The following is a 13,834-nucleotide window of genomic DNA, read 5'->3' on the forward strand; positions in this document are numbered from 1 at the left end:
CTTTTCCGGGGGGCCTGGGGGGTCGTCCCCCTAGAAGGGCACAGGCTCTTCCGGGGGGCCTGGGGGGTCGTCCCCTCAGAAGGGCACAGGCTTTTCCGGGGGGCGCGGCTTCGCGTTGATCAGCCGCCGCTGGTCACCGGGAGGTTGTTGGGGTTGAAGTACGGGGTCGTGGCGAGTTCGCGGAGCGCCGACAGGGCGTGCTTGTCGCCGGTCACCGCGAAGGCGCGGCGCCGGTCGCGGGCGTTCTTGGCCCGTTCGTCCGAGTTGAAGTAGACGACGGCCTTGACCTGCGGGTCCTGCAGCGTCTTGGACGCCTCGCGGAGCCATTCGGCACGGCGCTCGCCGTAGGCCGCCGGGACGCCGAACTCGGCGACCATGATGGGCTTGGGACGGTCCCGGGCCCACTGCATGAACAGCTTCAGGGACTCCGACAGGTCGCGGTAGTCGAAGTCGGAGCCGGGCTGCGCGTCGGCGCAGATCCAGTCCACATGGTCGTCGCCGGGGTAGAACGCGCCGGCGTCGGCGCCGCCGAACCCGCGGGCGGTCGGGCACCACACCCAGGCGACGTTGTGGACCTGCTCCTGCTCGAAGACCTGCCGCAGGTGCTTCCACGCGGCGACGAAGTCCTGCGGGGAGTGGACCCGCTTCCTGGCCGCCGCCGTGTCCATGTCGGGCGACCAGCGCAGGAAGATCGGCTGGCCCAGCTGCTTGACGGCGCGGGCGCGCCGCTGGATCAGCTCGTCGTACTCGCCCTGCACGATCTTCCTGGTGTCGGCGCCGGCCCAGGTCAGCAGCAGGTGGCGGTTGCCGTCGGCGACGGACTTCTCCAGGGCGCCGGGGAAGTCGGCCGTCCAGCCCCGGTAGCTCTGCACGATGTCGAGCCGCCGCCCGAGTTCGCGTTCGAAGCCGGTGACGGGCGCCATCGCGGGCTTGCCGGACGGCGAGGCCGAGGGGGACTCCGAGGGGGACGCCGAGGCTCCGCCGTTCTCCCCCTCGCGGCCCTTCTTCTTCCGCTCGCCGTCGTCGGCCGGCACCCAGGCCCCGAAGTACGCGCCCTCCTTCGGCGGGGTCGGAGCCACGCCCGCCCGCGCCGTCGTCGTGATCGTCGGTGCCGCGCCCGCGCCGCCGCCGCAGCCGGCCGCCACCGTGGCGATCATCGCCGCGGTGGCGAGCAGCGCCGTCCCCACGATCGGCAACTTCGCCCGCGCCGTGCGCGCACGCGCCCTCACCATCGACCTCCGCTCGTACCGACCCCGTGCCCCCGGGACGGATGTTCACCCCGCCGCGCCGAACCGCGCCTAGCGGGCTCCGGGATCAACTCCCCGGACTGAAGGACCATACTCGGCAATGCGGGCGAAGGCGGCCACGTCCAGAGCTTCGCCCCTCGCCCGCGGGTCGACGCCCGCGGCGCGCAGCGCCTCCTCGGCGGCGGGCGCGGACCCGGCCCAGCCCGCGAGCGCCGCGCGCAGCGTCTTGCGGCGCTGCGCGAAGGCCGCGTCGACCACCGCGAACACCTGCTCGCGGGTCGCCCTGGTCGGCGGCGGCTCGCGGCCGGTGAACGCGACGAGGCCCGAGTCGACGTTCGGCGCGGGCCAGAACACCGCCCGTCCGACGGCTCCGGCCCGGCGCGCCTCGCCGAACCAGGCGAGCTTGACCGACGGCACGCCGTAGACCTTGCCGCCGGGCGGCGCGGCCATCCGGTCGGCGACCTCCGCCTGCACCATGACGAGCGCGGACCGCAGCGACGGCAGCGTCGCCAGCAGGTGCAGGACGACCGGCACCGCGACGTTGTAGGGCAGGTTCGCGACGAGCGCCGTGGGCGCCGGCCCCGGCAGGTCCGTGACCTTCATCGCGTCGGCGCGCACGACCTCCAGCCGGTCCGCGACGCCGGGCGCCCGCGCCGCGACCGTGGCGGGCAGTTCGGCGGCCAGCACCGGGTCGATCTCCACCGCGACGACGCGGCGGACCTCGGCCACCAGCGCCAGCGTCAGCGAGCCGAGCCCGGGGCCGACCTCGAGGACGACGTCGTCAGCCGCCAGGCCGGCGGACCGGACGATCCGCCGGACGGTGTTGGCGTCGATGACGAAGTTCTGCCCGAGCGTCTTGGTCGGCCTGATGCCGAGCCGTCCGGCCAGCGCCCGCACTTCCGCCGGCCCGAGCAGGCGCGATGTCTCCCCCACGGGACAAGTGTCCCAGCTCAGGAGAACAGAAACTTCCCGCAGTTGGGCCACTGCCCCTGCCAGCGCCCGTTCACCTTGTTGTAGAGCTGCTGCGCGCGGTAGGTCTGCTCGTCCGGGCTGGCGTCGGACGGCCTGCCCGTCCCGCCGACCGACTGCCAGGTCGCCATGGAGAACTGGTAGAGGCCGTAGTACCCGGCCGGGTTCACGGCCTTCGGGTTGCCGCCGGACTCGCACTTGGCCAGCCCGGCCCAGTTCAGCCCGGCGGCCGAGCCGGTCCCCGCCGACTGCGGGCCGACCGCGAGGACCCGCGTGACGGGCGTGCGCTTCACCTTCTGCGCGAGGACCTTCTTGACCTTCCGGGTCCGGCCCTTCTTGTCCTTGCGCGGCACGTACGCCCACTTCACGATCTTGATGCCGGAGCGGCCCTCGCGCAGGACCTTCTCGCTCCACGGCGGCACGGAGTCGCTCTTCTTGCGGATCGTCTTGGGGGGCGTCTTCACGACCGTCAGCTTCGGCTTCGACAGCAGCCGCGCGATCTTCACGAGCTCCCCGGCGGGCTGGTCCGCCGCCGGCTTGACCAGGTCGTACGGGCCGAGCTTGATACCCGCCTCGTCCAGGACCTGCTGGACGGTCGTGCCGGTCGTCATCGCCTCGGTCTGCTTGCCGTCGACCACGATGACGACCTTGTGCGGCGCCGGAGGCGAACTGGCGGCCGGGTCGGCCGCGGCCACGTTGTTCTTGGCCGCCGATCCGTCGCCGCCGCAGGCCGTCGCCAGCAGTGCCACCGCCAGCAGCACGGACGCGGCGGAGGCCGCGGGAGTCCGGCGGGCGGGTTTCGATAGCGCGGGTTTCCAGAGCACGGGTTTCCAGAGCACGGGGAGTTCCTCCAGGGGGCGGGCCAGGGGGTGCCCGTTCAACGGCCAGAGACTAGAGCCACCCGCCCCGCCTCCGCCACCTCAACGCCCACACGGGCCTCTGACGGAACGCTCCGCCGGGGAGGCGCGTCGAAGGGATCATGCTCCGGGTCCGGCTGGTCGCGCTCACCCTGCTCACCGGGGCCGTTGCCGCCATGCTGTTCTGGCCGGTCGTCATGACCTACACGCTCGTGTACGGCGAGAAGGCGACCGCGTCCGTCGAGCACTGCGAGCGGGAATCGCCCAGGGCGAAGGGGGGACGCCGGCTGACCTGTACCGGCACGTGGCGCACCGAGGGCGGCGGATCCGGCGAGGGTGAGATCTACGGCCTCGGCGACGAGGACGCCGGCACGGACGTCGCCGTGCGGATCGGCCCCATGGGGCCCTACGCAGGCGGCTTCCTCAGAAACGGGTACCTCTTCCTCACGGCGATACCCCTCCTGCTCATGCCGTTCGTCATGTTCTGGGCGCTGCGGGTCACCCTGGCGTCCGGCCGGAGGCTCGCCAAGTCCCTGCTCGCGGACCCCGCCGCCGGGACGGTGCTCATCGTCTCCGGGGACAAGGTGTTCCATGCGGACGGCCTCCCCCACGCCGCGCTGGGCCCGCCCGGCCCGCCGCCGCCCGGGCACCGGCCGGTCGAGGTGCCGGGCCGCCGTCGCCGGCTGTTCGAGCGCTCCGGCTTCGACAAGGCGGCCGGCATCAACCGGGACGCGACCGAGTTCCGCGCCCTGACCGGCCCGCGCGGGCACACGCTCGCGGTCGTCGAGTACCGCTCGGCCGAGGACCTCGAACCGGAGGACGCGCTGCTGGATCCGTCCGGAGCTCCGCTGGCGCTGATCCGCAGGCTCGCCCCCGCACCGCGCGCCTACGAGATCGTCGACCCGGGCGGGGCGCCCATCGGCTCCGCCGCCGCCATCGGCGGCAAGTTCTCCAGCAGCCTGCGGCTGACGGACGCGCAGGGCGCCACGGCCGCGACGATCGCGCACACCGGGCGGCGGTGCGTGATCCGCGTGGAGAACGCGGCGCGGCCGCTGCTCCGCGACGTCGCGATCGTCATCGCCTTCGCGACGTTCCGCACCACGGACTGAGCAGCCCGCGCCGGTCACCAGGGGCCGAAGACGCGTTCTCCGTTCGCGGCGATCGCGGTGCACAGCTCGGCGACGTCCACGCCCTTGATCTCCGCCATCGCGCGGACCGTGTGCGGGATCAGGTACGAGGCGTTCGGCTTCCCCCGGTGCGGGATCGGCGTCAGGAACGGCGCGTCGGTCTCCACGAGCAGCAGGTCGAGCGGCGCCGCCCGCAGGGCCTCGCGGAGCGGCTCGGCGTTCTTGAACGTGACGTTCCCGGCGAAGCTCATCACGTAGCCGCGCTCGGCGCAGGTCTCCGCCATGCGGGCGTCGCCGGAGAAGCAGTGGAAGACGACGTTCTCCGGCGGGCCCGCCTCGTCCAGGACGGCGAGGACGTCGTCGTGGGCGTCGCGGTCGTGGATGACGAGCGCCTTGCCGGTGCGCTTGGCGATCTCGATGTGGGCGCGGAACGAGCGGTGCTGGTCGGCCTTCGGCGCCCAGTCGCGGTAGTAGTCCAGGCCGGTCTCGCCGATCGCGCGGACCTTCCGGCCGGCGGCGAGCCGCTCGACGTCGTCGAGGACGGCGTCCTCGACCCCGGTCGTCTCGTTCGGGTGGATCGCCACGGCCGCGTACACGTCGTCGAACTCGGCGGCGGCCTCCACCGCGAAGCGCGAGGACGGCAGGTCGCAGCCGATCGTGACGATGCGGGTGACGCCCGCCGCCCGCGCCGACCTGATCTGCTCCTGCACCGGCGTGTCGACGACGTCGAGGTGGCAGTGGCTGTCGAACACGTCCACCGGGAGGCGCTCGGGGAGCGGGGGGAACGAGCGCGAGGACTGGCCGTCGCCGTCCCGGCTCACGGGCTCTCCAGCCGGGCGAGCTCCTCGTCGACGACCGACGCGTCCAGCTTCTTGAACAGCGGGGTCGGCTTGGTCAGCGGGACGCCCGCCTTGACCGGCACGGACTCCCAGCGCGCCTCGGTCGCGTAGTCGCCGGTGAGGACGCGGTAGTCCGGCCCGCCCTCCTCGGAGACCGTCTTCAGTTCCGGCATGCCGCTCCACACGCCCTCGCCGCCGAGCATCTCGTACACCTGCTGCGAGGAGTACGGCAGGAACGGCGTCAGCAGCGACTTGGCGTCGTCCACGACCTGCAGCGCGGTGTGCAGGATCGACTGGACGCGGGCCGGGTCGTCCTTCAGCTTCCACGGCGCCTGGTCGGACAGGTAGCGGTTGGCGTCGCGGACGACGTCCAGCGCCTCGGTGATCGCGTTCTTGAACCGGGAGCGCTCCAGCTCGGCGCCCACGGCCGCGAACGCGTTGCGGCTGCGCTCCATCAGCGCGCGGTCGGCGTCGGTGAGGTCGCCCGGCTCCGGGATCGCGCCGAAGTTCTTCGCCGCCATGTTCACCGACCGGTTGACCAGGTTGCCCCACGCTGCGACGAGCTCGTCGTTGTTGCGGCGGACGAACTCCGACCAGGTGAAGTCGGTGTCCTGGTTCTCCGGCCCGGCGACGGCGACGTAGTAGCGCAGCGCGTCCACGTCGTAGCGGGCCAGGAAGTCCTGCACGTAGATGACGACCTGGCGGGACGAGGAGAACTTCTTGCCCTCCATCGTCAGGAACTCCGACGACACGACCTCCGTCGGGACGTTCAGCTCGCCGAGCGAGCCCGGCTTGCCGCCCCGGTCGCCCTTGCCGCCGTAGCCGAGCAGCATCGCCGGCCAGATCTCGGCGTGGAAGACGATGTTGTCCTTGCCCATGAAGTAGTAGGACAGGGCGTCCGGGTCCTGCCACCAGGCGCGCCACGCCTCCGGGTCGCCGGAGCGGCGGGCCCACTCGACGGAGGCGGAGAAGTAGCCGACGACCGCGTCGAACCACACGTACAGCTTCTTGGCCGGGTTGTCCCGCCAGCCGTCCAGCGGGATCGGGACGCCCCAGTCGAGGTCGCGGCTGATCGCGCGGGGCTGCAGGTCGTCCAGGAGGTTCAGCGCGAACTTCAGCACGTTCGGCCGCCACGCCAGCGCGCCGCCCTGCTTGCCGCGCAGGTACCGGCCGAGGACCTCGGTGAACGCGGGCAGGTCGAGCATGAAGTGCTCGGTCTCGACGAACTTGGGCTTCTCCCCGTTGATCCGGGACACCGGGTTGATCAGGTCGACGGGGTCGAGCTGGTTGCCGCAGTTGTCGCACTGGTCGCCGCGCGCGCCGTCGTACCCGCAGATCGGGCAGGTGCCCTCGATGTAGCGGTCGGGCAGCGTGCGGCCGGTGGACGGCGAGATCGCGCCCATCGTCTTCTGCGGGAAGATGTAGCCGTTGTCGTACAGGCCCTTGAAGATCTCCTGGACGACGGCGTAGTGGTTCAGCGTGGTGGTCCTGGTGAACAGGTCGTAGGACATGCCGAGGCCGTGCAGGTCCTCGGCGATGACGCCGTTGTAGCGGTCGGCGAGCTCGCGGGCGGACACGCCCTCCTTGTCGGCCTGCACCTGGATCGGCGTGCCGTGCTCGTCGGTGCCGCTGACCATCAGGACCTTGTTGCCCGCCATTCGCTGGTAGCGCGCGAACATGTCGGCGGGCAGCGCGAAACCGGAGACGTGCCCGATGTGACGGGGCCCGTTGGCGTACGGCCATGCGGGCGCGGTCAAGATGTGACGGCTTGACGAGGACATGGGATCAGGGTAGTCGCGTCGCGGGGGGCGATGTGCGCGAGTAGCCTGGTCCGGCGTCCGGCGGGCGGTCCGCCCTTCCGGCAACCGCAGGCTCCTTAGAAGGCAGAAGCGAGGCATGGCCCACACCCAGGCCGACCAGCAGGCCGACCGGCAGGCCGGCGAGCAGGAGGCGGGAACGACGAGGGACGCCGGCCCGGACGGGCGGCGCCGGTCCCCGGCCGCGCGGCTGCGGCGGACGCGGCGGGTGGTGTGGCTGTCCCTGCTGGTGTCGGTGTCCGCGATCGCCGTGCAGTGGGTGCTGCTGACGCCGCCGCTGTACTTCGACCCGTACTACGTGTGGCTCGCCGCGGGCTCCTGGCCGGACATCCCGCTCACGAGGTGGCCGTTCAACGAGGTCCCGCACCAGGTGACCCGGCTCGGCCTCGTGCTGCCCGCGCGGCTCGCGCAGGAGGCCCTCGGGTCCGGCGAGGCCGCCTACTTCGTCGTCGCGGCGCTCGGCGGCTGCGCGTTCTTCACCGGGACGTACCTGGTCGTCCGGTCGCTGTTCGGGGACGTGGCGGGGGTCGCGTCGGCGGCGGTCCTGCTCGTCCACCCGTTCTTCACGATGACCAACCCGTTCGGCCACGAGATCACGTGGTCGACCGGGGTGGTGCTGCCGGACATGCCGGGCGCCGGGCTGTTCGCGCTCGGGATGGCGGGCCTGGTCGTCGCGAGCCGCCGGACCGGGCGGGCCCAGACCCGGCTGCTGCTGGCCGCCGGGGCGTGCCTCGGCGCGTCGTTCCTCGTCCGGGAGTTCCTGGCGTTCCTGTTCCTCGCCATCCCGGTGTACCTGGCGCTGCTGCGGATCCCGTGGCGCCGCAACGTCACGGTCGGCGCGCCGATGCTCGCGATCCTGGCGGCCAACCTGATCCACAACCAGCTCGTGTGGGGGACGCCCCTCGCCGGGCTCGTCTCGGCCGCCACGCACGGCGGCCAGTCGCGCGACTACGTGACGCGCGAGCTGGCGCTCCGCTCGTTCCCGCGCGCCATGCACGACTGGCACGCGCTCGGCGCCGTCTTCACGGTCGCGCTGGCGCTGACGATCGTCGGCTGGGCCGTCACCCGGGACCGGCGGCTCGCGCTGGTCCTGGTCTGGTTCTTCACCCTCGCCGTGCCGCTGACGCTGTTCTCCGGCGTCCTCGACCCGAACGACATCAAGCTGCGGGCCTGGCTCCAGCGGTACTGGTTCGCGGTGCTGCCCGCGCTCCTGGCGGGCGGGTTCGGGTCGCTGATCCTGATGTTCCGGATGCTGCCGGCCGGGCTGCTCTCCCGGATGCGGCTGCGTTCGCGGGTCGTCCGCCGGGGCGTCGTCCTCGTGGTCGCGGTCGCGCTGGGCGGGACGTACGCGGTCGCCGCCGTCAGCGCCGTCCCCGACCTGCCGCGCGACAAGGCGTGGCACGAGCTGCGCGGCTACCTCGCCGAGCACCGCGAGATCACGCTGATCTGCGCCGACCGGCGGCTGGCGCAGACCCTGACGTTCTACACGCGGGACATGCGGGGCGAGCCGGTGTGGCGCGGCGAGATCCGCGACTTCCCGCACTACCTGCCGAAGGTGCCGCTGAACGCGCGGGAGGGGCCGATGCTCTACACGCGCTGGCGCGGCATGGAGTCGCAGATCGCGTCCGGCTGGCGCCCGTCCGACCACGGCTGGACGCTCAGGTGGCGCTCCTCCGACGGGATCCTCGAAATCTGGAACCCGCCGCCAGCGTCCGCAGACCCGGCCTGACGGCTAGCGGGACCAGGCGGCCCAGTCGCCGGTGTCGGTGCGGCGGCTGTCGACGACGTGCCAGCCGGGCGGGGCGCCGTGCGGCCAGGACGCGCTGGCCGGGACGTTGTCCGGCCACGCCAGGACGATGAGATCGGCGTTCTGCGGCGGCGGCGTCCAGCGGGCGTCGAAGACGCTCCCCTCGCTCCACCACGCCCAGTAGTAGTGCGAGAGCCGGGTCGTCCACGGGACGTTCCAGTCGACGGCTATGGAGCGGTGGTCGCGCAGGTCGACGCTTCCCCTGAGGTCGGTCTGCGCGACCGCCTCGCGCACCAGCGGGCGGGCGATGCGGTCGGTGGCGGTGACGCTCATGCCGATCCCGACGACGGCGAGGACGGCCGCGAGCACCGGCGGGCCGTGGCGCCGCGGCCGGGCGAACACCACCGCCGCGAAGAGGACGGCGAGGCCGGCGAGGGTGGCGTGCCACAGGTGGAACTCGGCCCAGTCCCAGGTGAGGAACGCCGTCTCGGGGAAGTCGTAGGCGGTGTAGGTGTACAGGCTGAGCAGGTCGCCCGCGTACCACTGGACGACGCACGCGGCGGCGAGGGTCAGCGCGGCCGCCGCGGCCGCCGCCCGGAGCAGCGCCCGCCGCGACGCGCGCAGCAGGACCGCGACCCCCACGGCGAACAGCACGGGCGTGACGCAGGCGAGGTAGCGGCCGTAGACGTAGTTGCCGATGCGGTACTCGACCGGCAGCGCGGCCGAGGTGGCGAACGCGATGCCCGCCACGACCGCGAGGACGGCGAGGGCCAGCGCCCGCGTCCGCCCGGAGGTGCCGGGCACGGCGGACGCGGCGGCGGGCCGGATCGCGGCGAACGCGACGGCGACCAGGCCGACCGCCGCCACGCCGCCGGTGGCGACGGCCTGGTACCAGACCTGGCCGGTGCCGAGCGACATCGTCCAGGCCCAGCCGTCCTCGGTGGTGATCCGCCGGACGACGTTGGCGCCGAGGTCGTTGTCCCCGTGCGGGTACATGTGCGGCAGCAGCGACCGGTTCAGCAGCGTCGCGGCGGCCGTCCCCGCGGCGGCGGCGAGCGCCGCGAGGGAGACGCCGGGCCGGCGCCGCCACCGGCACGCGAGCGCGGCCGCGAGCAGCCCCGCGTGCGCGACCAGCAGGATCGCGCCCCGCGAATGGCAGGCGTAGGCGTAGGCGACGAGCAGCGAGGCGCCCGTTCCCGCCAGGTGCAGGCGGACGGACGAGGCCCGGTCCGCAGGCGGCGGGGCGTTCAGCCACCTGTGGACGAGCAGCAGCCACCCGACGAGGATCACCGGCAGGACGGCGTCGGTCAGCGCGAACTCGGAGTAGAACAGCACGCACGGCAGCACCGCGGTCACGTGCGCGAACACGTACGACCAGCGCCTGCGGACCCCGAGGCGGCGCAGCAGCAGGTAGCCCAGCGGCAGCATCAGCGCGCTGACCAGCGCGTTGACCACCAGCGCGCCGCGGTAGACGGCGACCGGGCCGTCGCCGGCCAGGAGCGCGGGCAGGAGCAGCAGCGGGTATCCGCCGCGGTAGACGGTCCCGGACGACATGTCGGCGTCGGGGCCGCCGGCCAGGACCCGGGCGGCGAACAGGTAGCCGGACTCGTCGGGCGTCGCGACCGGCACCGTCTGCTCGGCGCCGAGCCAGAGCCGCACCGCGACCTGCGCCAGCCAGCCGAGGCCGAACAGCAGGGCCCAGCGGCGGCGGTCCGGCCGGGCGGGGGCGGTGCCCGGTGCGGCGGGCGCGGCCGGCGGGCGCGCGACGGCCGGGGACGGGGAATCGGCGCCCGCCGGTATTCGCGTGCTCATCGACGTACGGACCCCCGTGCAACGCTCAGCTACTTCTCGGCTTTCCCGGCGGCCCGTCCGGGCAGCCGTTCAGCTGGGGAGGCTAGGCGTCGTCGTCCTCGGGGACCGCCCTGCGGATGGCGATCTTCGCGCCCGCCGCCTCGTCGCCCTGCTCGGCGGCGCCCGCCTCGTCCTTCGCGACCTGCTGCGCGGCGGCGTCCACGACCCCGGCGGCCTCTTCGGCCGGGTCGGTGAGCGGCGGGTGCTGGCGGCGGCGGATGCCGAGGATGCTGACGAACAGCGACGCGAAGATGGCCTGGAAGCTCATCACCAGCGCGGTCGCGGCGGGGACGACGATGCGCAGCGAGTGCCGCGGGTCCAGCTCGCCGAAGCTGTTGACCCGCCAGTGCAGCAGCGACGCGACGAGACCGGCGAGGCCCGCGACGGCGAGCAGGCCGCCGAGCAGCAGGCCGCGCTCCAGGCTCCACCAGTCGATGATCTTCTGGACGCGGCGGTCGTGCGGCAGGAATCCCTCCTGCATCGCGTACACCTTCGTGAGCAGCGCGAACAGCACCGCCTGGAAGCCGATCACGAGCGCGGCGCCCGCGCCCACGAGGGTGTCGACGTCGAACGCGACCTCCCCGACCGTGACCGGGCCGGTCGACAGCGCGATCCCGGCGACCAGTCCGAGCGTCATGAATACAAGACCGGGGATGAGGAAGAGCCAACGAGGGCTGTAGAGCAGGAGGAAGCGCAGATGACGCCAGCCGTCGCGCCAGGTGTTCAGGTGCGGGGCGCGGGTGCGGCCGTCGGGCGACAGCGTCGTCGGCACCTCGCGGATGTCGTAGCCCTGCAGCGTGGCCTTGACGACCATCTCGCTGGCGAACTCCATGCCGCCGGTCTGCAGCCCGAGCCGCATGATCGAGTCCTTGTTGAAGGCGCGCAGCCCGCAGTGGAAGTCGCCGATCTTGCTGCGGAAGAACAGCCGGCCGATGAAGCTGAGCACCGGGTTGCCGAGGTAGCGGTGCAGCGGCGGCATGGCGCCCTCGGCGATGCCGCCCTTGAAGCGGTTGCCCATGACGAGGTCGGCGCCGTCGCGCAGCTCGTCCAGGAACGGCCCGAGGGTGGTGAAGTCGTAGGAGTCGTCGGCGTCCCCCATGGCGACGTACCGGCCGCGGGCGGCGGCGATCCCGCCCATCAGCGCGTTGCCGTACCCCTTGTCGATCACCGGCACGACGCGCGCCCCGGCTTCGCGGGCGAGCTGCTGGCTGCCGTCGGTGCTGCCGTTGTCGGCGATGACGACCTCGCCGTCGATGCCCTTGTCCTCGAAGAAACCGATCGTCTTGCGGACGCAGGTCTCGACCGTTTCGGCCTCGTTCAGACATGGCATCACTACGGAGAGTTCCACGCGATCTCCTTCGTTACCCCTGGTGACCGTCTGCGGCGGTGTTTTCCACTAATCTCTTTTGTTCCGCGGTGCGGCCCGTCGTCGGTTCATGATGCCTGCCGGGGACGGGTAATGATGGCCGCTCTCGTCAAGAGCACCCGTATCGTGTTGCGCACTTGCAACCGAAAGACCCTCACCGCCACGGTCGCGGGCGGCAGGCTAGGACGTCAAGCATACGGGCACAGCGGCCCGGAAAGGTTGGGTCGGCTGTGACGCGCGGCGGAGAACGCAGTGCCACCGGACCGGGGGCCGGACACCACAGGGGAGGTGCGGCAGTGGCGGGCGAACCAGCAGAGGGCACGGGGCTCGGCACGGCGCCGGGCACCGTGCCGGACGGCGCCGCACGGGGCGGCGACGACACGGGGGACGGATTCGCGAAGGCCGCCGACGCGGCCCGCGACACGCCCGGCGGGCCGAAAGTCGCCGACAAATCGGATGCCGCAATTTCGGACGATCCGAAAAGCACAGCACGTACCGGCCTGAAGTCCGGTTCGGGTCGCGCCCGCGGACTGTGGACACTTGCGCGCCGCCATCCGGCGTTCAGTGTGATCATTGCCACAGCGGCACTGCTCCGCGTCGTGGCGATGCTCGGCTACCAGCCGGTGATGTTCTTCAACGACAGTTTCGACTACCTGCACGTCGCCACCGAGCCGTATCCGCACCCTTTGCGCCCGAACGGCTACGCATTCCTGCTCCTGCTGCTCAAGCCGTTCCACAGCTTCGCGCTGGTCGCCGCCGTCCAGCACCTCATGGGCCTGGCCATGGGCGTGATGATCTACGCGCTGCTGCGGCGCAGGTTCGGGCTGCCCGGCTGGGGCGCCGCGCTGGCCGCCGCGCCGGTCCTGCTGGACGCCTACCAGCTCCAGCTCGAGCACCTCGTGCTCTCCGACACCATGTTCACCTTCCTGGTGGTGAGCGCGGTCACGCTGCTGCTGTGGCACGACCGCCCCTCCTGGAAGATCGCGGCCGCGGTCGGGCTGATCATCGGACTGTCGTGGCTGACCCGCTCGGTCGGGATGCCGGTGCTCCTCGGCGTGCTGCTGTACATGCTGGTCCGGCGCAGCGGCTGGAAGCTGATGGGGGTCACGCTGGCGGCCTGCATGCTGCCGGTCCTGGCCTACATGGGCTGGTACAAGGCGGAGAGCGGCAAGTTCGCCATCACCGAGAGCAACGGGATCTTCCTGTACGCCCGGGTCTACAAGTTCGCCGACTGCCACAAGATGAAGGACCTGCCGGTCCGCGAGTACCCGCTGTGCACGTTGCCGGCGAACCGGCTGCCCAACTCGCAGGACGGCATCTGGAACGCCCAGTCGCCGCTGAACCGCTCCCCCGGCATGCGCTTCGGGCCGGAGAACAACGCGCTCAGCAACGACTACGCCAAGCGGGCGATCATCTCCCAGCCCGGCGACTACCTGCGGGTGGTCGCGCACGACTTCTTCCGCGTCTTCCGGTGGGAGCGGACGGTCTTCCCCGACCCGGCGACGTACTCCCAGTACGAGTTCCGCCGGACGCCCACTCGGACGCTGCCCGACTGGCAGATGGACGCCAACTCGATCGCGTCCGCCGAGGCGCGGGCGTACGAGCGCGGCGACGCCGAGACCCGCGTGGTCGAGCCGTTCGGCGCCGTCGCCCGCGGCTACCAGGACGTCTTCTACCTGCGCGGGACGATGGTCGGCGGCATCCTGCTCATCGGCCTGGCCGGGCTGGTCCCGCTGTGGCGCCGCTTCGGCGGCCAGGCGGCGCTGCCCTGGACGCTCGCGACCGGGCTGCTGCTGGCGCCGGCGGCCACCGCCGAGTTCGACTACCGGTACGTGCTGCCCGCCGTCCCGCTGGCGGCGCTGGCCGCCGGCATGGCGTTCAGCCCGGAGGTCCGCCGCACGGTCGCCGGCTGGAAACGCGACCGGCGCCGCGCCGCCGTCTCCGATGCCCCCGCGCCACCGGTCCCGGCCGAGCAGGCCGAGACCAAGGTCCCGGAGGTCGCGGCCAAGTAGGC

Annotated in this window: 10 protein-coding genes; 3 read left to right on the top strand and 7 right to left on the bottom strand. The window is 72.5% G+C overall.

The window, feature by feature from the left end:
* Window positions 1–119: 119 nt before the first annotated feature.
* From E1266_RS09665 to E1266_RS09675, 3 genes are all read right to left on the bottom strand, one after another.
* Window positions 120–1,232, bottom strand: coding sequence for a hypothetical protein (locus E1266_RS09665; RefSeq protein WP_243718330.1), 1,113 nt, complete (start codon window positions 1,230–1,232; stop codon window positions 120–122).
* Between the two features lie 66 nt (window positions 1,233–1,298).
* Window positions 1,299–2,180 carry a 16S rRNA (adenine(1518)-N(6)/adenine(1519)-N(6))-dimethyltransferase RsmA gene (rsmA, locus tag E1266_RS09670; RefSeq protein ID WP_132045948.1) on the bottom strand — a complete coding sequence of 294 codons (882 nt, stop codon included), beginning with the start codon at window positions 2,178–2,180 and terminating at the stop codon, window positions 1,299–1,301.
* 17 nt (window positions 2,181–2,197) lie between these two features.
* On the bottom strand, window positions 2,198–3,097 hold the full coding sequence (locus tag E1266_RS09675) for a transglycosylase family protein (RefSeq protein WP_243718331.1): 900 nt from the start codon (window positions 3,095–3,097) through the stop codon (window positions 2,198–2,200).
* Between the two features lie 98 nt (window positions 3,098–3,195).
* Here E1266_RS09675 and E1266_RS09680 point away from each other — a divergent pair, with 98 nt between their 5' ends.
* On the top strand, window positions 3,196–4,182 hold the full coding sequence (locus tag E1266_RS09680) for a hypothetical protein (protein WP_132045950.1): 987 nt from the start codon (window positions 3,196–3,198) through the stop codon (window positions 4,180–4,182).
* A 14-nt stretch (window positions 4,183–4,196) separates the two neighbouring features.
* Here the strand turns inward: E1266_RS09680 and E1266_RS09685 are convergent, their stop codons facing one another.
* Both E1266_RS09685 and metG read right to left on the bottom strand, forming a co-directional pair.
* Window positions 4,197–5,021 carry a TatD family hydrolase gene (locus tag E1266_RS09685; protein WP_132045952.1) on the bottom strand — a complete coding sequence of 275 codons (825 nt, stop codon included), beginning with the start codon at window positions 5,019–5,021 and terminating at the stop codon, window positions 4,197–4,199.
* Window positions 5,018–6,820, bottom strand: a complete 1,803-nt coding sequence (metG, locus tag E1266_RS09690) for a methionine--tRNA ligase (RefSeq protein WP_132045954.1) — start codon at window positions 6,818–6,820, stop codon at window positions 5,018–5,020. The genes E1266_RS09685 and metG overlap by 4 nt, the downstream gene beginning before the upstream one ends.
* Window positions 6,821–6,935: 115 nt before the next feature.
* Here metG and E1266_RS09695 point away from each other — a divergent pair, with 115 nt between their 5' ends.
* Window positions 6,936–8,585: a glycosyltransferase family 39 protein gene (locus E1266_RS09695; RefSeq protein WP_207945521.1), complete on the top strand. Its 1,650-nt coding sequence runs from the start codon at window positions 6,936–6,938 to the stop codon at window positions 8,583–8,585.
* 3 nt (window positions 8,586–8,588) lie between these two features.
* Here the strand turns inward: E1266_RS09695 and E1266_RS09700 are convergent, their stop codons facing one another.
* Both E1266_RS09700 and E1266_RS09705 read right to left on the bottom strand, forming a co-directional pair.
* Window positions 8,589–10,415 (bottom strand): hypothetical protein, encoded by a 1,827-nt coding sequence (locus tag E1266_RS09700; protein WP_132045956.1) that lies wholly within the window; start codon window positions 10,413–10,415, stop codon window positions 8,589–8,591.
* Between the two features lie 82 nt (window positions 10,416–10,497).
* Window positions 10,498–11,802 (bottom strand): glycosyltransferase family 2 protein, encoded by a 1,305-nt coding sequence (locus tag E1266_RS09705; protein ID WP_243718332.1) that lies wholly within the window; start codon window positions 11,800–11,802, stop codon window positions 10,498–10,500.
* Window positions 11,803–12,386: 584 nt separating this feature from the next.
* Between E1266_RS09705 and E1266_RS09710 the strand changes: the two genes are divergently transcribed.
* Complete coding sequence (locus E1266_RS09710) at window positions 12,387–13,832, top strand: glycosyltransferase family 39 protein (RefSeq protein WP_243718333.1); 1,446 nt, start codon at window positions 12,387–12,389, stop codon at window positions 13,830–13,832.
* Window positions 13,833–13,834: the final 2 nt, after the last annotated feature.

The sequence above is a fragment of the Actinomadura sp. 7K534 genome (genome assembly GCF_004348575.1).
In the GTDB taxonomy this organism is placed as follows: domain Bacteria; phylum Actinomycetota; class Actinomycetes; order Streptosporangiales; family Streptosporangiaceae; genus Spirillospora; species Spirillospora livida.